This is a genomic window from Cupriavidus sp. WGlv3, assembly GCF_023952475.1.
GTDB lineage: Bacteria > Pseudomonadota > Gammaproteobacteria > Burkholderiales > Burkholderiaceae > Cupriavidus > Cupriavidus phytorum.
In genome coordinates this window covers 25,016-51,831 of sequence record NZ_JALHRX010000020.1, presented here as the reverse complement: position 1 = coordinate 51,831, position 26,816 = coordinate 25,016, and the positions used below count along the sequence as shown (strand labels likewise).

Here is a 26,816-nt window from a genome sequence, read left to right as displayed (position 1 = left end):
CGGCCATGAGTACCTTCCAATACGGAGGCCAGGTTCATGCCAATGGCATCCGCCAGCATTACCTGCGCTACGGCGGCAATGAGGGCGAGCGTGCCGGGCGCGACGCCGTCGTTATCGTGCCCGGCATCACCAGCCCCGCGATCACATGGGGGTTTGTCGGCGAGCAGTTCGGCACGCGCTTTGACACCTACATCCTCGACGTGCGCGGCCGCGGGCTGTCGTCGGCGGAGCCGGGGCTCGACTATGGCCTCGATGCGCAGGCGCGCGACGTCGTCGCCTTTGCCGAAGCGCTGGGCCTGCCGCGCTACAGCGTGGTCGGCCATTCGATGGGCGCGCGGATCGGCCTGCGAGCCGCGGCGGGAAGGCCGCACGGGCTGGCGCGGCTGGTGATGGTCGACCCGCCTGTCTCGGGCCCCGGGCGTCGCCCATATCCGGCGCAACTGCCGTGGTACGTCGATTCGATCCGGCTGTCCCGGGAAGGCACCGACCTGGAAGGCATGCGCCGCTTCTGCCCGACCTGGACCGACGCGCAACTGCGCCTGCGCGCCGAATGGCTGCACACCTGCAACGAAGACGCGGTGGTGCGCAGCTTCGAGGACTTCCACCGTGACGACGTCCACGCCGACATGCCGCGGGTCGGGGTGCCCACGCTGTTGATGACCGCAGGCCGTGGCGACGTGGTGCGGCCCGAAGACGTCGCGGAAATCCGCACGCTGCTGCCCGGCGTGCTGGGCAGCCACGTCGCCAATGCCGGCCACATGATCCCGTGGGACGACGAAGCTGGCTTTTACGCGGCGCTGGGGGATTTCCTCGGCGCGCCGCTGGCGCAATCAGCGAACAAGGAGCCGACATGCCGGTAAGCGACCACCAGATGATCGAGGCCTGGCGCAAGGTGCTGCGGCTGTCCCGGCTGGAGCCGGGACAGACCGTCACCATCCTCACCAGCGCCGCTACCCACCCGCAGACGCTGTCCACCGCGCTCACCGCCACGCAATCGATGGGCGCCATCGTCAACCGGCTCGACCTGCCGCCCGTCAACGGCGAGAAGGCACTGAGCCGCGATGCGCTCGCCTACCTCGGTACCACGCCGCTGACCGGCAATCCGGCGGCCATCGCCGCACTGAAGGCGAGCGACCTGGTGCTGGATCTGATGACGCTGCTGTTCTCGCCGGAGCAGCACGAGATCCTGCAGGGCGGCACCAAAATCCTGCTCGCCGTCGAGCCGCCCGAGGTGCTGGCCCGATTGGTGCCCTGCGAGGCCGATCGCGAACGCGTGAAGGCGGCGTCTCAGCGGCTGGCAAGCGCAAAGGAAATGCACGTGGTCTCGCCCGCCGGCACCGACCTGCGCTGCCCGCTGGGTGAATTCCCTGCCATCAGCGAGTACGGCTTTGTCGACGAGCCCGGGCGCTGGGACCACTGGCCCAGCGGCTTCGCGCTGACCTGGCCGGACGAAGGCGCCGCCCACGGCACCATCGTGCTGGACCAGGGCGACATCCTGCTGCCGCAGAAGACCTACGTGACCGAGCCGATCCGCCTGACGGTGGAGGCCGGCTTTGCGACGCGCATCGAGGGCGGGCTCCATGCCGAGCTGCTGAGCGAGTACATGGCGTCGTTCAACGACCCGGAAGCGTACGCGATCTCGCATATCGGCTGGGGGCTGCAGCCGCGCGCGCACTGGTCGACGCTGGGCCTGTACGACCGCGAGGCCACCATTGGCATGGATGCGCGCGCGTTCGAGGGCAACTTCCTGTTCTCGCTCGGCCCGAACAACGAGGCCGGCGGCCATCGCACCACGGCCTGCCATATCGACATCCCGGTGCGCCGCTGCACCGTCCGCCTGGACGGCGTCGACGTGGTGACCGCGGGCAAGGTGACCGACGGTTTCCGCTACCCGGAGGACAAGTCGTGATGCACAAGGAAATCGGCGCGTACCAGCGCCAGGGCTTCGGCAATGCGCTGGAGCTGGATGGGCCCTTCGGGCTGCTGATCGTGGACTTCGTCAACGGCTTTGCCGATCCGGCGGTCTTCGGCGGCGGCAATATCCGCGAGGCCATTGCCAGTACCGTGCCGCTGCTCGCGGTGGCGCGGCGCCAAGGCTGGCCGGTCGCGCACAGCCGCATCGTCTTTGCCGACGATGGCGCCGACCACAACGTCTTCTCGATGAAAGTGCCGAACATGCTGACGCTGAAGGAGCATGCCTTCAACAGCGCCATCGTGGAAGAACTGGCGCCGCGCCCGGGCGAGCCGGTGGTGCGCAAGACCGTGCCGTCGGCTTTCTTCGGCACGTCGCTGGCGGCATGGCTGACGCAGCGCGGCGTGCGCACGCTGGTGGTGGCCGGTGCCGTCACCAGCGGCTGCGTGCGCGCCAGCGTGGTCGATGCGATGCAGTACGGCTTCCGCCCGCTGGTGCTGTCCGACTGCGTGGGCGACCGCGCGCTGGGGCCGCATGAGGCCAATCTGTTCGACATGGCGCAGAAGTACGCAACGGTCGCGACGCGGGCGGAGGGACTTGCCGCCATCGGCGTGCGCGAATAGGCGCCTGAAGGGGCGGGGCGGCTGCCGGGATGCGGTAAAGCCCAATTGACAGGGCAGGGGCCGTTTTCATAGGATTTTGCTCAGTATGCTGAATAAACCACGCTTCGGAACGGACAGGCCAATGACATCGTCGATGGAACCGGATCATCCGGAAAACTCGCGCGGGCAGGGCGTCGGCGCCCGCGTGGCGCGCAAGGAGGACGCGCGCCACCTGCACGGCAAGGGCCGCTTCGTCGCGGACATCGCCATGCCGGACCTGCAGGAAGTGGCGTTCCTGCGCAGCCCGGTGGCGCACGCCCGGCTGCTGTCCGTGGCCAAGCCGTCTGAACACGCCGCCGCGGTGATCGTGCGTGAAGACATGACGGCGGCCAGCGACATCGTCGCCGACTCGTCCTTCCCGTCCTACCAGCCCTCGGCGCAGCCGCCTCTGGCCTGCGGCAAGGTGCGCTTTGTCGGCGAGCCGGTGGCGATGGCATTCGCGCCCACGCGCGCCGAGGCCGAGGACATTGCCGAGCAGGTTGCCGTGTCGTTCGACGAGCTGCCCGCGCTGGCCGACGTGGCGCAGGCCCGCCAGCTAGCCGGCGAGGTGCGCGTGCACGACCACTGGCGCGACAACACCTTCCTGACGCTGACCGCCGACAAGAACTTCGAGGCGCGCCAGCGCGAGGCCACGGTGGTGGTGCGCCGCCAGATCGACCTCGCGCGCCAGTGCATGGTGCCGATGGAAGGCAAGGCGGTGCTGGCCTACTGGGACCATCAGTTCGACCAGTTGGTGGTCTACAGCGCGACGCAGGTGCCGCACATGATCCGCACGATCCTGGCGCAGTGCCTGGGGCTGGAGCAGGAGCGCGTGCGGGTGATCTCGCCCGACGTGGGCGGCGCCTTTGGCTACAAGTGCGTGCTGCAGCAGGAAGAGCTGTGCATCGCCTGGCTGGCGCTGACCCACAAGCGCCCGTTCCGCTTTATCGAGGACCGGCGCGAGCACCTGACCGCTGGCGCGAACTCGCGCGAGCACCACTACGACCTGACCGCGTATGCCGATGCGCGCGGCCGCCTGCTGGCGCTCGATGCAAAGGTCGTGATCGATGGCGGTGCCTATTCGGTATGGCCTTTTACCATCGGGCTGGAACCGGGGCAGGCGATCGGCAACCTGCCGGGGCCGTACGCCTTTGACGGCTACCGCTGCGAAACCACTTGCGTGGCGACGAACAAGCCGGGCTTCGTACCCTATCGCGGCGTGGCGCGCACCGGCGTCTGCTTTGCGATGGAACTGATGATCGACGCCATCGCCCGCGAGGTGGGACGCGAACCTTGGGAGGTGCGTTGCGAAAACCTCGTGCCACCCGAGGCCATGCCTTATGTCAACGTCACCAACAAGCATTTCGACGGCGGCGATTACCCGGCCAGCGTACGCAAGGCCATGGAGATGATCGGCCTGCCCGCGATCCGCGCACGCCAGAGGGCGGGCCCCCAGGGCAACACCTATGTCGGCGTGGGTTTCGGCACCTACACCGAGCAATCGGCGCACGGCACCTCGGTGTTCGCCGCGTGGGGCACTCCGGTGATTCCGGGCTTCGATTCGGCGACGGTACGCATCACGCCGGACGGCGGGCTGGAGGTGCGCGTGGGCGTGCATTCGCACGGGCAGGGCATGGAGACCACCTTCGCGCAGATCGCCAACGAGATCCTTGGCATCGACATCGCGCGGATCAAGGTCGTGCACGGCGATACCGGCCTGACGCCGTTCTCGACGGGCACGTATGCGTCGCGCTCGCTGGTGATGTCCGGCGGCGCGGTGTCGCGCGCGTGCAAGGCGCTGCTGCCGCGCCTGCTGAGGATCGGTGCGCACATGCTGGGCCTGCCGCAGGATGCCGTGGTGTTCCGCGACGGGGCCGTGGCGGCCGGGGATGCGGGCACCGCCGACATCGCGCGCATCGCCAACGCCTGGTACATCAACCCGCACCTGTTGCCACCGGACGTCGATGCGCAGGGGCTGGAAGTCACGATGGGCTTCAAGCCCGCCGTCGATACCGGCAGCTTTACCTATGCCACGCATGCGGTGGCGGTGGAAGTCGACATCGATTCCGGCCACGTCGAGATTCTTGACTACGTCGTGGTGGAGGACTGCGGCACCATGATCAACCCGATGGTGGTCGAAGGGCAGACCTACGGCGGCGTGGCGCAGGGTATCGGCACCGCGATGTTCGAAGCGATGCATTACGACGGCAACGGCCAGCCACTGGCGTCGACGCTGGCGGACTACATGCTGCCGGGGCCGACCGAGATCCCGTCGATCCGCATCCATCATTTCGAGACGCCGTCACCGCATACGGAGTTCGGCGCCAAGGGCATGGGCGAGGGCGGGGCGATCGCGCCGCCGGCGGCGATCTTCAATGCCGTCAACGACGCGCTGCGTGATTTTGGCGTCGAGTTGAAGGAGACGCCGCTGACGCCGCGCAAGATCCTGGAAGCACTGGAAGCGGCCGAGGCCGATGCCCAAAACAGGAAGGCAGCCTGACCGATGAAAGCCGTTGCATTCTCCTACCACGCGCCCGGCTCGCTGCCGGAGGCGCTGTCCCGCCTGGGCGCGGGCACCGATATATCCAAGGCCATGGGCGGCGGGCAATCGCTCGGGCCGATGCTGAACCTGCGCCTGACCCGGCCCGATACGGTGGTCGACGTGTCGGCGCTGCGCGAGCTCCGCGACGTGACCGCAACCGCCGACGGCATCCGCATCGGCGCCTGCGTGACCCACGCACAGATCGAGGATGGCGTGTTCGAGCCGCTGCGCGGCACCATGCTGCAGGCCGTTGCCGGCGGCATCGCCTATCGGGCGATCCGCAACCGCGGCACCGTAGGCGGCAGCCTCGCGCATGCGGACCCCGCGGCCGACTGGGTCGTGGCCATGACCGCGCTGGGCGCGCACATCGAGATCGCGTCCGCCGCCGGCACGCGCGAAGTGCCGATGGAGTCGTTCATGCTCGGCGCCTACACCACCGTGCTGGCCGACGGCGAGCTGATCGCCGCGGTGCGGGTGCCGCTGAAAACGGCGCACAGCCGCTGGGGCTACCAGAAGCTCTGCCGCAAGACCGGCGAATTCGCCGAGGCCAGCTGCGCCGCGTACTTCGACGCCAGCCGCCGCTTCGCCCGCATCGTGCTCGGTGCGCTGGATGGGCCGCCGATGGTGCTGCCCGGCCTGACGCGCGCCGTCGCGGCGCAGGGCGCGGCCGCGCTGACGGCCGATGCCGTCGCCGAGGCGGTCGCCCAGGCCGCGCCGGGCAAGGACGCCATCGACCGCAAGCTGTACCGAACCGTCGTGATGCGCTGCGTCACGCAACTGCTGAACTGAGGAGCGCCGTGCAGACTATCGAATTCACCGTCAACGGCCGCCGGGTGTCCGGCGCGTGCGCGGACCGGACGCACCTGGGCGACTACCTGCGCGACACGCATCGCCTGACCGGCACCCACCTGGGCTGCGAGCACGGCGTGTGCGGCGCCTGCACCGTGCTGGTCGACGACAAGCCGGTGCGCTCGTGCATCACCTTTGCCGCCGCCTGCCAGGGCGCCGACATCGTCACGGTGGAGGGCTACGAGGACGACGCGGTCATGGCCGATCTGCGCGCCGCCTTCAACCGGCACCACGCCCTGCAATGCGGCTACTGCACGCCCGGGATGCTGGCCACCGCACGTGATATCGTGCTGCGCCTGCCCGATGCCGACGAAGCCACCATCCGCCATGAACTGTCAGGCAACCTGTGCCGCTGCACCGGCTATATGGGCATCGTCGCCGCGATCCGTTCGGTGCTGGAAGCGCGCCGCGCGGCCGCCGGCGTGATCGCGCGGCATGCCGGTGCGGCTTTCGCACCGTTGCCGTTCGCGGGCTTCACGGTCGCGGACGAGGCGCTCGGCACGCAGCCGCACCTTGCCGCAGCGGGCAGCGCCGAGCCCGAGCGCTCGGCCGACCGCAAGGGCTGGTCGCGGATCGAAGGCGGCTTCACCGTGCCCTATGCATTGGACGAGGTATGGGCCTTCATGGCGGACCTGCCGGCCGTGGCGGGCTGCCTGCCCGGCGCGGTGCTGACGGAAGTGGCCGGGGAGAAGGTCAAGGGCCATATCGCGATCAAGTTCGGCCCCATGTCGGCAAGGTTCGAGGGGGCCGCGCGCCTGCAGCGCGATGATGCGAACAAGCGCGGCGTGCTGAAGGGTGCGGGACAGGACTCGCTCAGCAATTCCAAGGCCGCGGGCGATATCGCCTACCTGCTCAGGGCCTTGTCTGCCGGCGGGACCGAAGTCGCGGTCGACCTGCAGTATTCGCTGCAAGGGCCGCTGGCCCAGTTCTCGCGCTCGGGGCTGGTGCGGGACTTCGTGCGGCGGATGATCGCCGACTTCGGCAGGTCGGTATCGCGCAGGATGGACCCCACGCTCAGCGAGGCCGAACGCAACCAGGCCGTGCGCCTGAACCCGGTGGCAATGTTCTTCGGCGTGCTGTGGGAGCGTGTCAAGCGCTTGTTCGGCGCCCGCTGAACGCTTGCCGGGGGCGGGGCGGGCGCTGCCTCCCTTGCCCGCCTTACCCCGGATGCACTACAACCAGTAGTGCGGTGGCAGCGGTCTTGCCGCCATTGGAGATCGCATGTGCGACATCAGCCGCATAGCGCGCGGTCTCGCCGTGCCGCAGCTTCTTCTCGTCGGCGCCAGCGCGCACCGTCATCGACCCGCCCAATACCGTCAGGTGTTCCTGCGTGCCGGCCTCGTGCGGCTCGGAGGTCAGCACGCCGCCGGCCTGGATGGTCAGCTCATACCACTCGAAGCGCCCGGCCAGTTCGATCGGGCCAAGGATGCGCAGGTCGCAGCGGGTATCGGGGCTTTTCAGCGACGGGATCGCGTGCGGCTGCAGCACGGTGATACCAGCGCCGGGACGCTCGGCGGCGCCGCCGGCGAGGAAGTCGGCCAGGCTCACGCCCAGCGCATTGGCCAGGCGCCACAGCACCGCAACGGTCGGGTTGGCCAGGTTGCGTTCGATCTGCGACAGCATCGACTTGGATACGCCGGCGCGGCGCGACAGTTCGTCGAGCGACAGCCGCTGCTGCTGGCGCAATGCCTGCAGCGCCAGGCCGACTGCCGGCGGGCCTTCGGCTTGCGGAGTCTGGGCCGAGGCTTGCGTCATGGATGGATGTTCGTTATATTGCGCAAAATGTTCGATATACAGAACACGTTCGATTTATCGATCGAATCGTAGCATAGCCCCAGCACACCACTGCACCTCACCGGGAGCCAGCCATGTCGAATGCCGAGGCATTCTACGCATCCATCCGTACCGAACTCGACGCGATCCGCGAGGCCGGGCTGTTCAAGCAGGAGCGCGTGATCGCCACGCCGCAGGGCGCGCGGGTGCGCACCACCGACGGCCGCGAAGTGATCAATTTGTGCGCCAACAACTACCTTGGGTTGTCGTCGCACCCTCGCGTGATCGAGGCCGCGCACGAAGCGCTGCGCACGCATGGCTTCGGGCTGAGTTCGGTCCGCTTCATCTGCGGCACGCAAGACCTGCACAAGACGCTGGAAGCGCGGCTGTCGGCGTTCCTGGGCACCGAGGACACCATCCTTTATGGTTCGGCGTTCGATGCCAACGGCGGGCTGTTCGAGACGCTGCTGGGTGCCGAGGACGCGGTCATCAGCGATGCGCTCAACCATGCCTCGATCATCGACGGTATCCGCCTGAGCAAGGCGCGCCGCTACCGCTACCAGCACAACGACCTCGACGACCTGCGCGTGCAGCTGGCGCAGGCGCGCGCGGACGGCGCGCGCTTCGTGCTGGTATTTACCGACGGCGCGTTTTCGATGGACGGCACCATCGCGCGGCTGGACGAGATGCGCGCGATCTGCGACAAGCATGGCGCGCTGCTGGGCATCGACGAATGCCACGCCACTGGCTTCCTGGGCGCGCGCGGGCGCGGCACGCATGAGTTGCGCGGCGTGTTCGGCAAGATCGACATCATCACCGGCACGCTGGGCAAGGCGCTGGGCGGCGCGTCCGGCGGCTTCACCAGCGCGCGCCAGGAAGTGGTGGCGCTGCTGCGCCAGCGCTCGCGGCCGTACCTGTTCTCCAATACCGTGGCGCCGGCCATCGTCGGGGCATCGATCGCGGTGCTCGATCTCCTGGAAGGCAGCACCGAGCTGCGCGACCGGCTGGAACGCAACACGAAGTTCTTCCGCGCGGGGCTGGACAAGCTGGGCTTCGACGTCAAGGCGGGCGAGCATCCCATCATTCCGATCATGGTCTACGACGCGGAGAAGGCGCAGCAGCTCGCGCAGCGGCTGCTGGAGCTGGGCGTGTACGTGGTGGGCTTCTTCTACCCCGTGGTGCCCAAGGGCCAGGCCCGCATCCGCGTGCAGATGAGCGCGCTGCATGACGAGGCCGCGCTGCAGGCGGCGCTGGATGCGTTCGGCGCGGCCGGCCGCGAACTGGGGCTGATCTGATGGCCGACAGCACCCCCAGGATCCTGATCGTCGGCGCCAACGGCCAGATCGGCTCCGAGCTGGCACTGGCGCTGGCCGAGCGCTACGGCCGCACCAGCGTCATCACCTCCGACGTGGTGCCGACCGGCCGCCACGTGCACATCACGCACGAGATGCTCAACGCCACCGACCGCGGCGAACTCGCCACCGTGGTCGAGCGCCATGGCATCACGCAGGTCTACCTGCTGGCGGCGGCGCTGTCGGCCACCGGCGAAAAGGCGCCGCAATGGGCGTGGAACCTGAACATGACGAGCCTGCTCAACGTGCTGGAGCTGGCGCGGCAGACCGGGCTGGAGCGCGTGTTCTGGCCCAGTTCCATCGCGGCGTTCGGCCCGACCACGCCAGCCGTGGATACGCCGCAGAAGACCGTGATGGAGCCGACCACCGTCTATGGCATCTCCAAGCAGGCCGGCGAGGGCTGGTGCCGCTGGTACCACGCCAACCACGGCGTCGATGTGCGCAGCGTGCGCTATCCGGGTCTGATCTCGCACAAGACACCGCCGGGCGGCGGCACCACCGACTATGCGGTCGACATCTTCCATGCGGCCGTGAAGGGCGAGCCCTACACGTGCTTTCTGAAGAAAGACGAGGCACTGCCGATGATGTACATGCCCGACGCGCTGCGCGCCACCATCGAACTGATGGAGGCGCCGGCGGAACGGCTGGGCGAGCGCGGCAGCTACAACATCGCCGGCACCACCTTCACGCCCGCGCAGATCGCCGCGGCGATCCGCAAGCATGTGCCGGACTTCGAGATCCGCTACGAACCCGACTATCGCCAGGCCATCGCGCAAGGCTGGCCGGATTCGATCGACGATTCGGTGGCGCGCGCGGACTGGGGGTGGAAGGCGCAGTACGGCCTGGAGGAAATGGTCGCGGACATGCTGGCCAACCTGAGGGCGACGCTGGCCGCCTGAGCGCTATGGCATCGCGGCGTCGATGGCGATCCGCACGCCTTCGCTGCCGACTGCCAGCGGACCGCTGCGCCCGACCAGGTCGCCCGACTGCGGCAGGGCATTCCCGCTTGCGGAAATGCGCGCTTCCACCACCACCTGCGTGTGTGCCGACAGCTTGCGGTCGGGCCGCATCGCCATCGCATCGTCCAGCGTGAACGTCAGCGGCAGGTCGCGCGCCTGCCGGCGCAGCACCGCCAGCGGCATGCGCGAGCCGTCGGCGGGCAGGGCGTAGACGAACAGGGTGTCGCCCGGCTGCGGCGTGCGCCCGGCCTTTTCGCTGAGCGTGACCATGCCCGTAATCTGCGCCGGCTGCGCGGCGGACGTGCCGCGCGCCGCGGCGAGGTTGGCGGCCACGCGCGCCGCGGTTTGCGAGTCCGGGGGCAGCAGCCGGTGCAGGTGTTCCCAGTAGCCGATCGCCGCCTGCCTGTCGCCGCGCTCCACCGCCGCGCTGGCCGCCAGTGCCAGCGCCTTGGGGTCATCCGGATCCAGCCCCAGCGCCCGCCTGATCTCCGCCATGGGCGCGCCTTGCAGCGAGCCGTTATTGAGGCTGGCCAGCACGTCGGCGTAATCGGCGCGCAGCGATGCCACCTCGGGCGCCAGCTCGACGGCACGGGCGTAGGCCGCGGCCGCGTCGGCATAGCGCTCCAGCACGCTGTAGGAGCGCGCCAGCATGGCCCAGCCTGCGGGATCGGCCGGAGCCTCGCGCAGCCGTTGCGCCAGCTGGTTGACCATGCCTTCTACCTGCGCGCCGCTGAGCTGGTGCTGGCTGCCGCTCGCCTGCGGCACGTCGTCGGCGCGCCAGAGCGCGACGGGGTTGCCCAGGTGCAGGTAGAGCAGGATGGCGGCGCTCGGCAACGCCGCCAGCAATGCCGCGGCGAGTAGGGGACAAGTGCTGGCGCGGTGCGTGCCGGTGGCGGTGTCCGCGGCTTCATCCAGCAGCCGGCGGGCGAGTTCGTCGCGGGCTTCGGCATGGCGGGCCGCGCTCAGCGTGCCGGTGCGCAGGTCGGCGTCGAGTTCGCGCAACTGGTCGCGGTACAGGTCGACCAGCAGCGTGCGCTCCGGCGTGCCGGGGTCAGGAATGGCGTGGCGGCGCAGCAGCGGCCACAGCAGGCCCGCCATGGCGGCGGCGATCAGTGCGGCGGCGAGCAGCCAGAAGGTCGTCATGGTTGTCTTGGGCGGGCAGGATCGGCGGCGTCGTTGAGCAGGCTTTCAAGGTCGCGCCGCGCGCTGTCGTCGAGTGCAGCACCCGTGCCGCGATGACTTGCGCGAGCCCGCACGATTGCCCATGCGACGCCGGCAACCAGCAGCAGGGGGCCAAACCACAACAGCCACGTCAGCGGCCGCAGCGGCGGCTTGTACAGCACGAAGTCGCCATAGCGCTGCACCAGGTAGTCCTTGACCGCCTGGTCGCTGGCGCCGCCGCGCAGCTGCTCGCGGATCTGGCGGCGCAGGTCGACCGCCAGGTCGGCGTTGGAATCGGCCAGCGTCTGGTTCTGGCACACCAGGCAGCGCAGTTCATTGGACAGCGCATGCACGCGCGCATCAAGCTCGGCCTCGGTCGGCGCGGCAGTCGCCAGCATCGACAGGCAGCATAGCCACGGGGCAAGCGCAGCGCGCAGCCTATGCATGGCCTCCTCCCTGGCGCTGCAGCCGCTCGATCAGCGGCAACAGCTTCTGCTCCAGCACCTCGCGCGTGACCGGGCCGACCTGGCGGTAGCGCACCACGCCCTGCTGGTCGATGACGAAGGTCTCGGGCACGCCATAGACGCCGTAGTCGATGCCCACGCGCCCGTCGGCGTCGACCAGCGATGCGGTGTAGGGGTTGCCGAGCCGCCGCAGCCAGTCGCGCGCGGCGCCGGCCTCGTCCTTGTAGTTCAGGCCGTACAGCGGCACCGGCGCGCGCGCGGCGAAATCGACCAGCACCGGGTGCTCGGTGCGGCAGGCCGCGCACCACGAGGCCCACACGTTCAGCAGCCACACCTTGCCGCGCATGTCGGCGGACGCCAGCGTGCGGCCTTCCGGCTCCAGCAGCGGCAGCGCGAAGGCCGGCGCGGCCTTGCCGACCAGCGGCGAGGGCAGCTCGCGCGGATCGTGGCGCAGCCCCGCCGCCAGCGCGACGGCCAGCGCGAGGAAGGCGGCGAGCGGCAACAGGAAGCGGGTCATGCCGGCGTCTCCTCGCGCGTGGAGGCCAGTGCGGGCGCGGTAGGTTCATTCACCGGCGCCGGCGGCGATTCGGCCGCGACGCGGCGGCGCAGGCGGTAGCGCTTGTCGCACGCGGCCAGCAGGCCGCCCAGCGCCATCAGCACGCAGCCCGCCCAGATCCAGTCCACAAAAGGCTTGACGTGGATGCGCACGGCCCAGGCGCTGCCATCGACGCCGTTGGCCACGTTCTCGCCCAGCGCCACATAGAGGTCGCGCGTCAGGCCGCTGTCGATCGCGGCCTCGGTGGTCGGCATGTCCTGGCTGCGGTAGATGCGGCGCTCGGGATAGAGCACCGCCACGCGCTTGCCGTCGCGCGATGCGGTCAGCGTGCCGCGCAGCGCGTCGTAGTTGGGACCGGCGGCCTGCCTCACGCCGGCAAAGCGGAAGTCGTAGCCGCCGACGCTGACGGTATCGCCCGCGCGCATCGGCAGTTCGCGCAGGCTTTCCTGCCCGGTGACCAGCGTCACGCCCGCGATGAAGATGCCGACGCCGGCATGCGCCAGCAGCATGCCCCAGTAGCTGGGCGCGAGCTGGCGCAGCGCGCTGAACCTGCGCCCCTGCTGGTGGCGCAGCCGTGCCGCCAGGCTCGCCACCGCGCTCAGCACGCACCAGGCCGCCAGCAGCAGCCCCAGCCCGGTCATGGCGGAAGCATTGCGCAGCACCAGCAACAGCCCCAGGCCGATGGCCACGCTGGCGATGCCGGCCCAGCGCAGCCGCCGTGCCATGTCGGGCAGGCTGCCATGACGCCAGCGCGCCAGCGGCGCCGCGCCCATCAGCAGCACCGCGGGAGCCATCAGCGGCACGAACACCTGTTCGAAGTAGGCCGGGCCGACCGAGATCTTGCCCAGCCCCAGCACATCGACCAGCAGCGGGTAGAGCGTGCCGAGCAGCACCGTTGCCGCCGCCACCGCCAGCAGCACGTTGTTGGCCAGCAGCAGCGACTCGCGCGAGACCGCGGCAAACTCAACGCGGCGCGACAAGCGCGGCGCGCGCCATGCGTACAGCGCCAGCGCGATGCCGGTAACCAGGCCGAGCAGCGCCAGGATGAAGATGCCGCGCCTGGGATCGACCGCGAACGCATGCACCGAGGTCAGCACGCCGGAGCGGACCAGGAAGGTGCCGAGCAGGCTCAGCGAGAACGTGAAGATGGCGAGCAGCACGGTCCACGCGCGGAACGCGCCGCGCTTCTCCGTGACCGCCAGCGAATGCATCAGTGCGGTTCCCGCCAGCCATGGCATGAACGAGGCGTTCTCGACCGGATCCCAGAACCACCAGCCGCCCCAGCCCAGCTCGTAATATGCCCACGCGCTGCCCAGCATGATGCCCAGCGTCAGGAAGGCCCACGCCACCGTGGTCCACGGCCGCGACCAGCGCGCCCAGGCGGCATCGACGCGCCCGGCCAGCAGCGCCGCCACGGCAAAGGCAAAGGTCACCGAGAAGCCGACGTAGCCCATGTAGAGCAGCGGCGGGTGGAAGACCATGCCGGGGTCCTGCAGCAGCGGGTTGAGGTCGCGCCCCGCCATCGCCGGCGGCAGCAGCCGTATGAACGGGTTGGAGGCAAACAGCAGGAACAGCAGGAAGCCAGCGCTGATCGCCCCCATCACGCCCAGCACGCGCGCCACCGCGGCCAGCGGCAGCTGGCGGCTGTAGCGCGCCACCGCCAGCGACCACAGCGCCAGCATCAGCGTCCACAGCAGCATCGAGCCTTCATGCCCGCCCCATACCGCTGCAATGCGGTAGGCAAGCGGCAGGGCGCTGTTGGAGTTGGCGGCGACATAGCGCACGCTGAAGTCATTCGCGACAAAGCCCCATGCCAGCGCCGCGAACGACAATGCCACCAGCACGCATTGCACGTGCGCCGCCTGCCGCGCCACCGCCATCCACGCCAGCCTGCCGCTTGCCGCGCCCGCCAGCGGCACTGCCGCCTGCACCAGCGCGACCAGCAGCGCGACGATCAGCGCGAAGTGCCCCAGTTCGGCGATCATTGGCGCGCTCCCTGCGCCGGCGCCCCGGCCATGCGGCGGTTCACCTGTTCAGCCTGCCTGAGCGCATTGGCGGCTTCGGGCGGCATGTAGTTCTCGTCGTGCTTGGCCAGCACCTCGCTGGCGACGAAGGTGCCGTCGGCTTCCAGCTTGCCGCGCGCGACCACGCCCTTGCCCTCGCGGAACAGGTCGGGCAGCAGGCCGCGGTAGCGCACCGGCACCTGCCGCGCGGTGTCGGTGACGACGAAGCGCACGGTCATGCCGTCGCCTTCTCGCCGGATCGAGCCGGGTTCGACCAGTCCGCCAAGCCGGAAGCTGCGCGCCACCGGCGCTTCCTGCGCGGCCACCTGGCTCGGGCTGAAGAAGAACACCAGGTTGGAGCGGAAGGCATTGAGCACCAGCGCCAGCGCGATGCCGCCGCAGGCCAGGGCCGCGGCGAGCATGCCGAAGCGGCGCTGGCGCGGCGTCATCGGCGCGTGCCGGCCTGTTGCGCGCTGGCGCGGCAGCGGCGCGCCAGCAGCACCAGTTCCAGCGCCAGCAACAGTGCGCTCATGCCGAATGCGCCAGCGATGAAAATGCCATGGGCCCCGTAGGGCAGCAGCGACGACAAGCTCATGATGTCTCTCCGTCGACCGGCACCTCGCCGCGCTCGCGCAGGATGCAGCGCACGCGCACCAGCGCCACGGCGATGGTGTACATCCAGCACGCCAGCGTCATCAGCAGCATGCCGGCCAGCATGGTGGCGGCCATCGACGGCGCCGCCGTCAGGCTGACCGAAGCGCCCTGGTGCAGCGTGTTCCACCACTGCACCGAGAAGTAGATCACCGGGATATTGGCCACGCCCACCAGCGCCAGCACCGCGCAGGCGCGCTCGGCGCGGCGCGGCTCGTCGATGGCGGCTTCCAGCGCGATAAAGCCCAGGTACAGGAACAGCAGGATCAGCTCGGAGGTCAGCCGCGCGTCCCATACCCACCACGTGCCCCAGGTGGGCTGGCCCCACAGCGCACCGGTCCAGAGCGCCAGCGCCGTGAACAGCGCGCCGGTGGGCGCCAGGGCCGAGGCCATCATCGACGACAGCCGCGTGCGCAGCACCAGCGCCAGCGCGCAGTAGCCGGCCATGACCAGGTAGATGAACATCGACATCCATGCCGCCGGCACGTGGATGAAGATGATGCGGTAGACCTCGCCCTGCTGCGCGTCGGTGGGCGCCAGGGCAAAGCCGACATACAAGCCGGCGAGGGCGAACAACGCCGCCGCCGCGAAGAACCACGGCGCCATGCGTCCGGCCAGCGGATAGAACCGCACCGGCGCCGCGTACGCCATCCAGGGGATGTGCGCCCGCGGCGTCCCGGCAGTGTGCAGCGATGGCAGCGGCTGGCTCATGCCGGCGTCTCCATGGCGATGCGTAGCCCCGCGGCAGTGGCCAGCGGGCACAGGAACAGCGACAGCGCCAGGCACGCGCCCAGCAACGAGAACTGCGGCACCACGTCGAGCCCGGCATCGGCCGCTGCCGCGGCGCTGGCGCCGAACACCAGCACCGGCACGCACAGCGGCAGCACCAGGATGCACAGCAGCACCGCGCCGCCGCGCACGCCCAGCGTCAGCGCGGCGCCCACCGCGCCGATCAGGGAAAGCGCCGGCGTGCCGACCAGCAGCGAGGCCGACAGCAGCAGCGATGCACTCCACGGCAGCCCGTACTGCTGCGCCAGCAACGGCGTCAGCAGCAACAGCGGCAGGCCGCTGGTCAGCCAGTGCGCGGCGATCTTGGCCAGCACCAGCAGCGCCAGCGGATGCGGCGACAGCAGCAGCTGGTCGAGGCTGCCATCCGCGTGCTCCTGCGCAAACAGCCGCGACAGCGACAGCATCGACGCCAGCAGCGCCGTGACCCACAGGATCCCGGGCGCCAGCGCGCGCAACTGCTGCGGCTCGGGACCGATCGCCAGCGGGAACAGGCTCGCCGCGATGACAAAGAACACCACGCTGCCGAGCAGGCTGCCACGCCGGCGCCAGGACAGCGACACGTCGTGCGCGACGATGGCGGCCAGGGTGCGGGTCATGCCGCCGCCCCCAGCCACAGCACCGTGCCGCCGGCGCGCAGCAGCTGGTGGGTGGCGATCACGGCCATGCCGCCCGCTGCCAGATGCGCGTCGAGCTGTGCGTCGAAGCGCGCGCAGGCGTCGGCATCCAGCGCGGCCACCGGTTCGTCGAGCAGCCACAGCGCGCGCCGCGCCAGCGACAGGCGCGCCAGCGCCACGCGCCGCCGCTGCCCTTGCGACAGCGCGCGCACCGGTGTGTGCGCGACACGCTCCAGCGCCTGCGCGGCCAGGGCATTCGCGACCGCGCCGGCCGCATCGCTGCCGGCCATGCGCGCGGCAAAGCGCAGGTTTTCAGCCGGGCTCAGGTCCGGGTCGATGCCATTGGCATGGCCGACATAGGCAAGTGCTTGCAGGTAGGCAGGATCGCCGGCGCGCAGCGGCCGGCCGTGCCAGTGCAGCGTGCCCTGGTCCGGCACGGCGAGGCCGCACAGCACGCGCAGCAGGCTGGTCTTGCCGCTGCCGTTGGCGCCCAGTACCTGCAGCAGGCAGCCGGGCGACAGCGCCAGGTCGATGCCGCGCAGCACCGGGCGGCCGGCGCGCGACAGCCCGAGCCCTTCACCGCTCAGCGCGGGAGGGATCGAACCGGGCCGGGCGGCGGGTGGCAGCACGCGTCATTTCTCCTCGGCCTTGGATACGTCCGGAAGGTGGTGCGCGATCCCCTTGTGGCAGTCGATGCAGGTCTTTTCCTTGTTGGCCAGGTAGGTCGAGTGCATGGCCTGCGCGCGCGGGCTCTGGCGCGTGAAGTCCATCGACTGGTAGTCATGGCAGTTGCGGCATTCCAGCGAATCGTTGGCCTTGAAGCGGGCCCATTCGTGCTGCGCCAGCGTGAGCCGGTGCGCCTGGAACTTCTCGCGCGTGTCGACGGTGCCGAAGACCTTGGCCCAGACCTCCTTGGACGCCTGCATCTTGCGCGCCATCTTGTCGGTCCAGTTGTGCGGCACGTGGCAGTCCGAGCATTTGGCGCGCACGCCACTGCGGTTGGTGAAGTGGATGGTGCCCTGCAGTTCCTGGTAGACGTTGTCGCGCATCTCGTGGCAGCCGGTGCAGAACTGCTCGGTGTTGGTCAGTTCCAGCGCGGTGTTGAACGCGCCCCAGAACACCACGCCGGCGATAAAGCCGCCCAGCGTCAGGAAGCCCAGGCTGAAATATGCGCTGGGCCGGTTAATGGTCCGCCAGTAGCGCTTGAACAGGTCGAGCATGGCGCGCATCCGCTATGAGGTTGTTGTCGGGGCCGGGCGCTGCTATCGGGTCGCTCCCTTATTTGGCCGCTCCCTTGGTGTCGGCGGCTCCTTTTGCGCCGGGCTTGCGCTTGAGCATCTGCTCGACATCGATGAAGCTATTGCCCACCAGCGGCTTGGCGTCCGCCTGCGGCACATGGCACTGCGTGCAGAAATAGCGGCGCGGCGACACCTCGGCCAGCACGTTGTTGTCGCGGTCCATGTAGTGCGTGATGCTGACCGGGATCGCCTGCGTTTCTTCGGTGCGGGTGCGCGCGTGGCAGAACATGCAGCGGTTGAAGTCCTTGTCGACCTGGTAGCCGTCGATCTTGTGCGGGATCGTCGGCGGCTGCATGGTGTAGTTGCGGTTGCGGCGGATGTCCTTGTTCTCGGTCGGGTACATGATCGGCGCCTTGGTCTCGTTGCCGATGGGGGTGTTGCCGCGCATGGCATCGACCAGCCCTTGCTGCTGCTGTGGCTGCTGTGGCTGCTGTGCGCGTGCCGGCAGCGGCAATGCCGCCAGCAGCGCCAGCAGCAGCGTGAGCAAGGCCAGCAGTGGCAGCCAGGATCGACTCGGTTTCATGGCGTCTCCCTGTTGTATCGGCCGCGCTAGACCTTGACGATCTTGACCGCGCACTTCTTGAAGTCGGTCTGCAGCGAGATCGGGCAGGTGGCGTCCAGCGTCACCTTGTTGATCAGCTGGCTGGCATCGAACCACGGCACGAACACCAGCCCGCGCGGCGGCGCGTCGCGTCCGCGGGTCTCCAGGCGCGAGCGCATGCGCCCGCGCCGCGACACCACTTCCACTTCCACGCCGCGGCGCAGGCCCATGGCCTTGGCGTCCTCCGGGTGCATGAACACCACCGCGTTGGGGAAGGCGCGATACAGCTCGGGCACGCGCCGCGTCATCGAGCCGGAATGCCAGTGCTCCAGCACGCGGCCGGTGACCAGCCAGTACGGATATTCCTTGTCGGGCGACTCGGCGGGCGGCTCGTAGGGCAGCGCGAAAATCACCGCCTTGCCGTCGGGGTTGCCATAGAACTGGTAGCCGGTGCCGGCCTTCACATAGGGATCGCTGCCTTCGCGGTAGCGCCAGCGGGTTTCCTTGCCGTTGACTACCGGCCAGCGCAGGCCGCGCGCCTCATGGTAGGCGTCGAACGGCGCCAGGTCGTGGCCATGGCCGCGGCCAAAGGTGGCGTATTCCTCGAACAGCCCCTTCTGCACGTAGAAACCGAAGGCCTTGGCCTCGGCGTTGTTGTACTCGGTGCTGGCTTCCTTGAGCGGGAACTTGTCGACCTGCCCGTTGCGGTAGAGCACGTCGAACAGGGTCTTGCCACGGTATTCCGGCTTCTTCGCGATCAGGTCGGCGGGCCAGACGTCCTCGACCTTGAAGCGCTTGGAAAACTCCATCAGCTGCCACAGGTCGGAGCGCGCCTCGCCCGGCGCATCGACCAGCTGGTGCCAGAACTGCGTGCGGCGCTCGGCATTGCCGTAGGCGCCTTCCTTCTCGACCCACATCGCGCTCGGCAGGATCAGGTCCGCCGCCAGCGCGGTGACGGTGGGGTAGGCATCCGACACCACGATGAAGTTGGCGGGATTGCGGTAGCCCGGCAAGCCCTCTTCCATCAGGTTGGCCGCCGCCTGCATGTTGTTGTTGACCTGCACCCAGTACGCATTGAGCTTGCCATCCTTGAGCATGCGGTTCTGCAGCACGGCGTGGTAGCCCGGCTTGTCGGGAATGGTGCCCGGCGGCAGCTTCCAGATGCGCTCGGCTTCTTCGCGGTGCTTGGGATTGGTCACCACCATGTCGGCCGGCAGCCGGTGCGAGAAGGTGCCCACCTCGCGCGCGGTGCCGCACGCCGACGGCTGCCCGGTCAGCGAGAACGGGCTGTTGCCCGGCGTGGAGATCTTGCCGGTCAGCAGGTGCAGGTTGTAGACCATGTTGTTGGCCCAGCTGCCGCGCGTATGCTGGTTGAAGCCCATGGTCCACAGCGACATCACCTTGATGTTGGGATCGGCATAGAGCTCGGCGAGCTGGTCGAGCTTGGCCTTGGGCACGCCGGACAGCTTGCTGACGGTATCGGCATCGTACTTGGCCACGAAGCGCGCGAAGTCATCGAACGTGATCGGGCGCGAGGCGCCGGGATCGGCCGCATTCTTGGCCGCCTTCTGCAGCGGATGCTCCGGACGCAGGCCGTAGCCGATGTTGGTCACGCCTTCCTTGAAGACCGTGTGCTTGTTGACGAAGTCCTTGTTGACCTTGTTGTTCTTGATGATGTAGTGGGCGATGTAGTTCATCATCGCCAGGTCGGTCTGGGGCTTGAAGATGACCGGGATGTCCGCCAGGTCGAACGAGCGGTGCGTGAAGGTGGACAGCACCGCCACGCGCGTCTTCGGGTGGCTCAGGCGGCGGTCGGTGATGCGGGTCCACAGGATCGGGTGCATCTCCGCCATGTTCGAGCCCCACAGCACGAAGGCGTCGGCGGCCTCGAAGTCGTCATAGCAGCCCATCGGCTCGTCCATGCCGAAGGTGCGCATGAAGCCCTGCACGGCCGATGCCATGCAGTGGCGTGCATTGGGGTCGATGTTGTTGGAGCGGAATCCGGCCTTGTACAGCTTGGACGCGGCATAGCCTTCCCACACGGTCCACTGGCCCGAGCCGAACATGCCCACCGCGGTCGGGCCTTTTTCCTTCAGCACGCGCTTGAACTGCAGTTCCATCTCGTCGAAGGCGCGTTCCCAGGTGACCGGGGCGAATTCGCCGTTCTTGTCGTACTTGCCGTTCTTCATGCGCAGCAAGGGCTTGGTGAGCCGGTCCTGGCCGTACATGATCTTCGACAGGAAGTAGCCCTTGACGCAGTTCAGGCCCTTGTTGACCTCGGCCTGCGGGTCGCCGTTCGTGGCCACGACCTTGTTGTCCCTGACCGCCACCGTGACCCCGCAGCCGGTGCCGCAGAAGCGGCACGGCGCCTTGGACCATTTCAGCTTGGTCACTTCGCTGTCCGTGACAAAGTTGGCGGCGCCGGCCGGCAGCGTGACGCCGGCCACCGAAGCCGTCGCGGCGACGGCGGTCTGCTTGATGAAATCGCGGCGGGAGATGTTCATCTTGCGCCCTCCTCGTGGATGGTCTCGCTCATGGCGTCGGCGTCTTCGTTGTGCTGGTAGACAAGCGCGGCAGAGAGCACGCCGGGGAGCTGGTGGAGGTAGGTAAGGTGCGCGGCGATGGCGCGCGAGGTGGGGGCTTCGATGGTGACCACGAGCTTGCCGGCGTCGCTGGCGGCGTGGACTTCGGCGCCGGTGATCGCGTCGATCGCGGCGCGAACCTGGGGCAGGCGGTCGGGCATGGCATGCACGACGATGCCGGCAATATGCCACTCTGCGTTCGCCGGCAACGGCTGGATGGGGATGGCACGTCTTGCTGCGGGCATGCGCAAGCTCCGGTTCGATGCCGTTTCAGTCTGTGCTGCAGCTTGTTTTTATCAGTCAAATGCCCCGGCCGCGGCGAGCCTGCCGCACCGGACCTGCACGGGCCGCGCCTAGTGGGACGGCGGTCCGCTGATCAGCTGGGTCATCCAGACAATGAACCCATAGCCCGCGACGATGATGACGGACAACACCGGCACCATGACGGCGGTCAGGAAAAGGAAACTGCGCAGTTCTTCTTGCTTGCGTTGCGGATCGTGGGTGTCACCGGTTTCCATCGCAGGTTGACGTCCTCGGAAGAAAGGGATTAGGCGTGGCCCGATCCGTTACACCATTAAAGGAAGCCCATGCGAAGGTGTCAAGACTGCACTCGCGACGCCGCAGCCAGCGGGGGCACGAGATGCGGCATGGGCCGCAACGCTGGCTGCGCGATCCCCCGATTGCGTTAGCCGGGAGCGTGCAGTCCCGGCCGGATATGTCATCTAGTGATAGGTCACTACGACCAGGTAGGCGGGCACCGCGCCGCGCTCGCCGGCGAGCGCCGGTTGCACTTCCAGCCTGGCCGCGCCGATGCGCGTCGGTCCTGCCGGATGGTGCGGCGCCACGGCGAAGGGCGCCGAGACGATGCGGCCCGATGGTTGCTGGCAACTCGCCTGTACCAGTCCGGCGGACGCGCGGAAACCGCATGAGGGGCTGGTGATGGCACCGAGGAACGTAATGGTGCCGGTTTGCGCTGCCGCGCTGCCGATCCCCGCGGTTACCAGCAGCGTGGCTGCGGCCAGCCGCCCGACCAGGGCGGCGGCCTTCCTGCTCCGTTCAAGCGACATGTCTGACCTCACGATTGTTGGTGCGGCGCCGACGCGGGCCGCCATTGTCATCGCGTACCGTGCAGGCCCACCAATGCGCGTGTGGGCTGCATTCAGCATAGCCCCTGCTTCAGAGCATTTTTGGAATTTCAGACAGTTTGGTGGAGATTAAAAAGGGGTGGGACCGTGGCCATGGTCCGCGGCCATGGCCCACGGTTTTGGTCGAGGCTAAGCCGCCCCGCGCAGGATCAGCCGCGAGCGCGCGAAGCCGGCGTGGGTCTGCAGCGCCTGCATCAGCTGTTCGGATGGCGCGCGGTCGAGGTCGGTGACCACGTAGCCGGTGTGGCCGCGCGTCTGCAGATGCTGGCCGGTGATGTTCACGCCTTCCTGCGCCAGCAGCGTGTTCAGCGCCGCCAGCGCGCCGGGCGCGTTGCCGTGCACGTTGAGCAGCCGCGCCGGCGCATGCAGCGGACCGGGGTCGACCTCGGGAAAGTTGACCGCGCCGATGGTGCCGCCGGTGGCCAGGAAGTGCGCGAGCTTGGCCGCGACCTCGGTGCCGATGTTCTCCTGCGCTTCCTCGGTGCTGCCGCCGACGTGCGGGGTCAGCAGCACGTTGGGCAGGTTCTGCAGCTCGCTGGTGAAGGGATCCTGGTTGGTCTTGGGCTCTTCCGGGAACACGTCGATGGCCGCGCCGCCCAGCCGCTTCTCGCGCAGCGCCGCGGCCAGCGCGGCGATGTCGACCACGCTGCCGCGCGAGGCATTGATCAGGATCGCGCCGGGTTTGAACGCCGCCAGGATGCTGGCATCGATCATGTTGCGCGTGCGCGGCGTGGCCGGCACGTGCAGCGTCACCACCTCGGCCTGCGACACCGCTTCTTCGAGCGAGCCCGCGGCGCGGGCCGAACCGTGCGAGAGCCGCGCGAGCACATCGTAGTAGACCACGCGCATGCCCATCGATTCGGCCAGCACGCCTACCTGCGAGCCGATATTGCCGTAGCCGACGATGGCGATGGTCTTGCCGCGCGTCTCGAACGCGCCGGCGGCACCCTTGGCCCATTTGCCGGCATGCGCCAGCGTGTTCTTCTCGGGGATCCGGCGCAGCAGCATCACCGCTTCGGCGACCACCAGCTCGGCCACCGAACGGGTGTTGGAAAAGGGCGCGTTGAAGACCGGGATGCCGGCGGCGGTGGCGGCGTCGAGGTCGACCTGCGAGGTGCCGATGCAGAAGCAGCCGATCGAGAGCAGTCCGGGCGCGCTGCGGATATCGTCCCCGCGCAGGTGCGTGGCAGAGCGGATGCCGATCACGTCATGATCGGCCAGCACCTGGCGCAGTTCCGCACCGGCCAGCGCGCCGGTGCGGCGCTCGACCTGCAGGCCGGCTTCGGCCAGCCGGGCGTTGGCGCTCTGGTGGATGTTCTCGAGCAGGATGGCTGTGGTCACGTTGGTTTTCCGCATGGAGGGTTGGCGGGCATTGCCGCATCGCCTCCATTCTGCGCGCAAAACGGTGGCGGGGCCGGGGAGGCCCTGCTGCCGGCATTGGCACCGGCGGCTGCTTCAGCGGTAGCGTCAGCGCGCGCGGCGCGCGTCGCCGCCAAGCGGATCGACGATGATCATGGTCTGGCGCAGCACGCCGGCGTTGTCGAAGTAGCAGCTGAAGTGCGCCGTCTGCAGGCCGTCCTTGTACATGCGCCAGGACCAGGCTTCGCGCTGCATCAGCGGGTAATACTGCACCGGCTCGCGCGGCAGGCCGAAGTGCTGCTGCACGTCCTGCTTGGTCCAGACCCCGACCTGGGCGCGATAGATCTCGGCCTCGGTCAGCATCTGGCGGTAGCGGGTCAGCCTGCCCGCGGCGTCGAAGTCGGCGGCGTAGACCTCATGGCCGAAGGGTTGCCGCGACCACAGCCAGCGGGTGGTGCCGTCGGCCAGGCGGTGGGTCTCGCTGGGTGGGCCGAAAGTCTGGCGCACCGCACTTTCAGGGCTGCCTATCATCTGCTGGCCGGTCTGCTCCGGCTGCAGCGTGGCACAGGCGCCGAGCAGGGCGGCGGCTATGCAAAAGAGGACGAGCTGACGGCGGGGCAGGGACCGGGGTGGCATGGCACGCTCCTGCAAGAGGGAATGTCCGCAGCACCATTGTCCGGCTGCCGGCCCGCCCGGCGCAAGCAGCAGGAACGCCGGCGCCGGCCCCGCGCCGGCTTAGCAGCGGCCCTTCTTGGCCTGGCCCGGCGGGCAGAACGACTCGTTGCCGTACGCGTCGACGCGGCAGTTGCCTTTCTTGGCCTGCCCCGGCGGGCAGCCCTGCGGGCCGCCGCCGTAGGTGTCATAAGGGGCGACCACGCAGCCGCCGAGCAGCGCGCTGCACGCAACCAGAAGGGCCAGGACGGATTTCATTGCATTCTCCTTGTTGTGAGGGATTCCATTTGCGACAGGAGAATAGATTGTGCCCGCGCCGTTGTCTGTAAGGAATCGTGAAGACGGCGGCGCTACATCCGGAACACCACCCCCAGCCAGACACTGCGCGGCGCCCCGGGCGCCACAAACAGCGCGCTGGCGGCATCGCCCGGGGCCACGTGCGGCCGCACCAGGTTGCCGCCGGGAAACACATCGTTGGCGATCTGTCCATAGGTCTCGTAGCGCCGGTCCAGCAGGTTGGCCACGCGCGCGTAGATCTCGAAGCGCTTGCTGACCTGATACGCCGCGCGCAGGTTGATGGTGGCGTAGCCCGGCGTGCTCCAGTCGGCGGCCTGCGGCGCTGCGCCCGGCTGCGGGTCGCTGCGCAGGCCGTCCTCGTTGCCGCTGGAGACCGAGCCCGACACCGCCACCAGGTCGGCGCCCAGCACCAGCCCGGCCAGCGCCTGCCAGTCCGCGCCCAGCTTGAGCGTATGGCGCGGCAGTCCCGCCATGCGCATGCCCGGGCGGATATCGATGGTGCGTTCGCCGGCGGCCAGCGCGCCGGCGGACTGGTAGGTGGCCTGCAGGTAGCTGTAGGCCAGCCGCAGCGTGACCGGGCCCAGGCGGTGGCGCGCGCTCAGGTCGAGCCCCTGGTTGCGGGTGCGGTCGAAGTTGGCGAAGTAGCCGAGCTGCGTATTCGGTGCGCGCACGAACAGGATGTCGTCGTGGTTGTCGATGCGGTAGAGCGACGCCGTGAGCTCGGTGTGCGGGCGCGGGTGCCAGCGCACGCCGGCCTCGAACGAATGCGACACCACCTGCTTCAGGTAGGGATCGGCCTGCAGGCCCGCCGGCAGCCGGCAGGGCCGCTCCGGGTCGGCGCAGCCGAGCTCGAGCACGGTGGGCACGCGGTTGTTCTGCGCATAGCCGCCGAACACCGTGACGCCGCTGCCGAGCTTCTGCGCCAGTCCCAGCGCCGGGTTCAGGCGGCGGTAGGTGAAGCTTTCGCGCGGCTGCTCGCTGCCGTCGCTGTTGCGCAGCGTATTGCTGACGGTGACGTGATTCCAGCGCGCCGACGCGGTCAGGAAGGTGGTGGGCGTCAGCGACCAGGTATCGGACAGGTACAGGCCCAGCGTGCGCGCATTGCCGCTGACGCCGGAGAACAGGGCGTTGGCCGCGGCGGGATCGGCGACCACGCCGCGGTCGTCGGTGAAGCTGCCGGGCTGTGCGTATTGCGAATAGGTCAGGCGGCTGCGGTCGAGCGTCAGGCCGGCATTGAGCACGTGGTGCTCGCCTTCCCGCGCCAGGCTCAGCGCCATGCCCACGGTCTGCTGCCGCATATGGCTGGTGTTCAGCACCGCCGGGTGCAGCGCCGCGCCTTCGGCGCGGGTCATGCCGCAGTCGTCGCCGCGCGGGCTGCCGTCGGCGTCGAAGCCGTCCTCGCAGTCTTCGGCATAGGCCTCGTAGTCGGGATTGACGTCACCGTTGGCGGTGTCGCGGCGGCTGTTGCGCACATAAGCCATGGCCGCGGCGCTGGTCTTGTCGTCGAACCAGTGGCGGCCGTTGAGCGCCGCCTGCGTGACCAGGTTGCGGGTCTGGTCGGGATAGGTGTAGACCGCGCGCCGGTTGGACTGGTACAGCTCGGGCAGGGTACCGCCGTCAGCCGCGCGATAGCTCGGCACCAGCCCGTTGCCGGTCAGCGTGCTGCGCCCATGAAGCACCGAGACATCCCAGCTGCTGCTGGCGCCGGCGTAGCCCGCCTTGGCAAAGACATTGCCGAGCCGGCCCTCCGAATGGTCACGCCAGCCGTGCTCCTGGAACAGCGTGCCGGCGGCGAACGCATGCCAGCCGCTGTCGCTGCGCACGCCGCCGGACAGGTCGGCGCGCTTGCGCGCCTGGCTGCCGTAGGACAGGTCGGCGGTGAAGCCGGGCGAGTCCAGCCCGGAACGCGTGGTCATGGCGAGCGCGCCGCCGAGCGTGTTGAGGCCGTAGGCGGGGTTGGCGCTGGACACCAGCGACGCGTTCGCCAGCGCCGCCTCCGGGATCATGTCCCAGCTGACTACGTCGCCGAAGGGCTCGTTGACGCGGATGCCGTCCAGGTACACCGACAGCCCCTGCGGCACGCCGGGGATCGATGACGCGCGGAAGCCGCGGTAGGTGATGTCGGTCTGGAACGGGCTGCCCTGGATGTCGTTGACGTTGACGCCGGCGAGATGGCGGTTCAGGTAGTCGGCCAGGTTGCCGGCGCGCGCGCCGCCGAGCTCGCTGCCGTGCACGGTCTGCACGGTGTAGGGCACCAGGTCGCTGGCCACGCCGATGCCGGGCAGCGGCGCGGCGGCCACCACCAGCACTTCGGGCAGCAGCGTACTGTCCTGGTTTGGCGCAACAGTGTCCTGTTGCGCCACAGCGGCACGCTGGCACAGCAGCGTGATCAGCGCGGACAGCACCGCGGCGCGGCGGCACGGGCGGGCTGCGACGGCGCGCGGAAGTCGGGATGGCCGCTGGCCTGGCGGTGCAGGGCGCGGGATGGCTGGCATGGTCGGTCTCCTCGGGATAGCGGCGCATGCCTGCATCGGGCCGCGCCTGTGGGCAGGGCTTCAGCAGTTTTCGTACCGGGCAGCAGCGTGGGCCTGCGCCCTGTCACAAAACAGGACAAAGGGGCGTTGCCATCAGCGCACAGTGTTCCATCACGGCACAG

Annotated in this window: 28 protein-coding genes; 8 read left to right on the top strand and 20 right to left on the bottom strand. The window is 69.1% G+C overall.

Features of this window, described 5'->3' with window-relative positions; all coding sequences use genetic code 11:
* Window positions 1-5: 5 nt before the first annotated feature.
* The 6 genes from MKD38_RS25260 (at window position 6) to MKD38_RS25235 (ending at window position 7,059) form a co-directional block, all read left to right on the top strand.
* Entirely contained in the window at window positions 6-860 is an 855-nt protein-coding gene (locus MKD38_RS25260; RefSeq protein WP_252681213.1) for an alpha/beta fold hydrolase, read from the top strand.
* Window positions 851-1,909 carry a 2,5-dihydroxypyridine 5,6-dioxygenase NicX family protein gene (locus MKD38_RS25255; protein WP_252681211.1) on the top strand — a complete coding sequence of 353 codons (1,059 nt, stop codon included), beginning with the start codon at window positions 851-853 and terminating at the stop codon, window positions 1,907-1,909. The genes MKD38_RS25260 and MKD38_RS25255 overlap by 10 nt, the downstream gene beginning before the upstream one ends.
* A complete protein-coding gene (locus tag MKD38_RS25250; protein WP_252681305.1) occupies window positions 1,909-2,535 on the top strand; it encodes an N-carbamoylsarcosine amidohydrolase in 627 nt (208 codons plus the stop codon). The genes MKD38_RS25255 and MKD38_RS25250 overlap by 1 nt, the downstream gene beginning before the upstream one ends.
* Before the next feature lie 133 nt (window positions 2,536-2,668).
* On the top strand, window positions 2,669-5,053 hold the full coding sequence (locus MKD38_RS25245) for a xanthine dehydrogenase family protein molybdopterin-binding subunit (protein ID WP_371925746.1): 2,385 nt from the start codon (window positions 2,669-2,671) through the stop codon (window positions 5,051-5,053).
* Between the two features lie 3 nt (window positions 5,054-5,056).
* Window positions 5,057-5,884 carry an FAD binding domain-containing protein gene (locus MKD38_RS25240; RefSeq protein ID WP_252681207.1) on the top strand — a complete coding sequence of 276 codons (828 nt, stop codon included), beginning with the start codon at window positions 5,057-5,059 and terminating at the stop codon, window positions 5,882-5,884.
* An 8-nt stretch (window positions 5,885-5,892) separates the two neighbouring features.
* Window positions 5,893-7,059, top strand: coding sequence for a xanthine dehydrogenase family Fe-S subunit (locus MKD38_RS25235; protein WP_252681206.1), 1,167 nt, complete (start codon window positions 5,893-5,895; stop codon window positions 7,057-7,059).
* Between the two features lie 43 nt (window positions 7,060-7,102).
* Here MKD38_RS25235 and MKD38_RS25230 read toward each other — a convergent pair whose 3' ends face one another.
* Window positions 7,103-7,699: a helix-turn-helix domain-containing protein gene (locus tag MKD38_RS25230; RefSeq protein WP_252681204.1), complete on the bottom strand. Its 597-nt coding sequence runs from the start codon at window positions 7,697-7,699 to the stop codon at window positions 7,103-7,105.
* A 113-nt stretch (window positions 7,700-7,812) separates the two neighbouring features.
* Here MKD38_RS25230 and kbl point away from each other — a divergent pair, with 113 nt between their 5' ends.
* Window positions 7,813-9,012 carry a glycine C-acetyltransferase gene (kbl, locus tag MKD38_RS25225; RefSeq protein ID WP_252681202.1) on the top strand — a complete coding sequence of 400 codons (1,200 nt, stop codon included), beginning with the start codon at window positions 7,813-7,815 and terminating at the stop codon, window positions 9,010-9,012.
* Window positions 9,012-9,968, top strand: a complete 957-nt coding sequence (locus MKD38_RS25220; RefSeq protein ID WP_252681199.1) for an L-threonine 3-dehydrogenase — start codon at window positions 9,012-9,014, stop codon at window positions 9,966-9,968. The genes kbl and MKD38_RS25220 overlap by 1 nt, the downstream gene beginning before the upstream one ends.
* Before the next feature lie 3 nt (window positions 9,969-9,971).
* Here MKD38_RS25220 and ccmI read toward each other — a convergent pair whose 3' ends face one another.
* The 19 genes from ccmI to MKD38_RS25125 all read right to left on the bottom strand — a co-directional run bounded on the left by ccmI (window position 9,972) and on the right by MKD38_RS25125 (window position 26,655).
* The gene (ccmI, locus tag MKD38_RS25215) at window positions 9,972-11,171 is read right to left on the bottom strand and encodes a c-type cytochrome biogenesis protein CcmI (protein ID WP_252681197.1); all 1,200 of its coding nucleotides are present in this window, start codon (window positions 11,169-11,171) and stop codon (window positions 9,972-9,974) included.
* Window positions 11,168-11,635: a cytochrome c-type biogenesis protein gene (locus MKD38_RS25210; protein WP_305882534.1), complete on the bottom strand. Its 468-nt coding sequence runs from the start codon at window positions 11,633-11,635 to the stop codon at window positions 11,168-11,170. The genes ccmI and MKD38_RS25210 overlap by 4 nt, the downstream gene beginning before the upstream one ends.
* A complete protein-coding gene (locus tag MKD38_RS25205) occupies window positions 11,628-12,170 on the bottom strand; it encodes a DsbE family thiol:disulfide interchange protein (RefSeq protein WP_252681194.1) in 543 nt (180 codons plus the stop codon). The genes MKD38_RS25210 and MKD38_RS25205 overlap by 8 nt, the downstream gene beginning before the upstream one ends.
* A complete protein-coding gene (locus MKD38_RS25200; protein WP_252681191.1) occupies window positions 12,167-14,194 on the bottom strand; it encodes a heme lyase CcmF/NrfE family subunit in 2,028 nt (675 codons plus the stop codon). Before MKD38_RS25200 ends, MKD38_RS25205 begins: the two co-directional genes overlap by 4 nt.
* Entirely contained in the window at window positions 14,191-14,661 is a 471-nt protein-coding gene (ccmE, locus tag MKD38_RS25195) for a cytochrome c maturation protein CcmE (protein WP_252681188.1), read from the bottom strand. The genes MKD38_RS25200 and ccmE overlap by 4 nt, the downstream gene beginning before the upstream one ends.
* A complete protein-coding gene (locus MKD38_RS25190; RefSeq protein WP_252681186.1) occupies window positions 14,658-14,807 on the bottom strand; it encodes a heme exporter protein CcmD in 150 nt (49 codons plus the stop codon). The genes ccmE and MKD38_RS25190 overlap by 4 nt, the downstream gene beginning before the upstream one ends.
* The gene (locus MKD38_RS25185; RefSeq protein WP_252681183.1) at window positions 14,804-15,574 is read right to left on the bottom strand and encodes a heme ABC transporter permease; all 771 of its coding nucleotides are present in this window, start codon (window positions 15,572-15,574) and stop codon (window positions 14,804-14,806) included. The genes MKD38_RS25190 and MKD38_RS25185 overlap by 4 nt, the downstream gene beginning before the upstream one ends.
* Window positions 15,571-16,248 (bottom strand): heme exporter protein CcmB, encoded by a 678-nt coding sequence (ccmB, locus tag MKD38_RS25180; RefSeq protein WP_252681180.1) that lies wholly within the window; start codon window positions 16,246-16,248, stop codon window positions 15,571-15,573. The genes MKD38_RS25185 and ccmB overlap by 4 nt, the downstream gene beginning before the upstream one ends.
* Window positions 16,245-16,895: a cytochrome c biogenesis heme-transporting ATPase CcmA gene (ccmA, locus tag MKD38_RS25175; protein WP_371925744.1), complete on the bottom strand. Its 651-nt coding sequence runs from the start codon at window positions 16,893-16,895 to the stop codon at window positions 16,245-16,247. The genes ccmB and ccmA overlap by 4 nt, the downstream gene beginning before the upstream one ends.
* A 3-nt stretch (window positions 16,896-16,898) precedes the next feature.
* Entirely contained in the window at window positions 16,899-17,486 is a 588-nt protein-coding gene (locus MKD38_RS25170) for a cytochrome c3 family protein (RefSeq protein WP_252681178.1), read from the bottom strand.
* Between the two features lie 58 nt (window positions 17,487-17,544).
* Window positions 17,545-18,087 (bottom strand): nitrate reductase cytochrome c-type subunit, encoded by a 543-nt coding sequence (locus MKD38_RS25165; RefSeq protein ID WP_252681175.1) that lies wholly within the window; start codon window positions 18,085-18,087, stop codon window positions 17,545-17,547.
* A gap of 26 nt (window positions 18,088-18,113) precedes the next feature.
* Window positions 18,114-20,609: a periplasmic nitrate reductase subunit alpha gene (gene napA, locus MKD38_RS25160; RefSeq protein ID WP_252681173.1), complete on the bottom strand. Its 2,496-nt coding sequence runs from the start codon at window positions 20,607-20,609 to the stop codon at window positions 18,114-18,116.
* Window positions 20,606-20,932 carry a chaperone NapD gene (locus MKD38_RS25155; protein ID WP_252681170.1) on the bottom strand — a complete coding sequence of 109 codons (327 nt, stop codon included), beginning with the start codon at window positions 20,930-20,932 and terminating at the stop codon, window positions 20,606-20,608. The genes napA and MKD38_RS25155 overlap by 4 nt, the downstream gene beginning before the upstream one ends.
* Before the next feature lie 108 nt (window positions 20,933-21,040).
* The gene (gene napE / locus MKD38_RS25150) at window positions 21,041-21,205 is read right to left on the bottom strand and encodes a periplasmic nitrate reductase, NapE protein (protein WP_115665170.1); all 165 of its coding nucleotides are present in this window, start codon (window positions 21,203-21,205) and stop codon (window positions 21,041-21,043) included.
* Window positions 21,206-21,409: 204 nt separating this feature from the next.
* The gene (locus MKD38_RS25145; RefSeq protein ID WP_252681168.1) at window positions 21,410-21,754 is read right to left on the bottom strand and encodes a hypothetical protein; all 345 of its coding nucleotides are present in this window, start codon (window positions 21,752-21,754) and stop codon (window positions 21,410-21,412) included.
* Between the two features lie 207 nt (window positions 21,755-21,961).
* Window positions 21,962-23,188, bottom strand: a complete 1,227-nt coding sequence (gene serA, locus MKD38_RS25140) for a phosphoglycerate dehydrogenase (protein WP_252681165.1) — start codon at window positions 23,186-23,188, stop codon at window positions 21,962-21,964.
* A gap of 111 nt (window positions 23,189-23,299) precedes the next feature.
* Window positions 23,300-23,827, bottom strand: a complete 528-nt coding sequence (locus tag MKD38_RS25135; protein WP_252681162.1) for a hypothetical protein — start codon at window positions 23,825-23,827, stop codon at window positions 23,300-23,302.
* Between the two features lie 99 nt (window positions 23,828-23,926).
* Complete coding sequence (locus MKD38_RS25130) at window positions 23,927-24,121, bottom strand: hypothetical protein (RefSeq protein ID WP_062802722.1); 195 nt, start codon at window positions 24,119-24,121, stop codon at window positions 23,927-23,929.
* A 92-nt stretch (window positions 24,122-24,213) separates the two neighbouring features.
* Window positions 24,214-26,655: a TonB-dependent receptor gene (locus MKD38_RS25125; protein ID WP_252681159.1), complete on the bottom strand. Its 2,442-nt coding sequence runs from the start codon at window positions 26,653-26,655 to the stop codon at window positions 24,214-24,216.
* Window positions 26,656-26,816 lie beyond the last annotated feature (161 nt).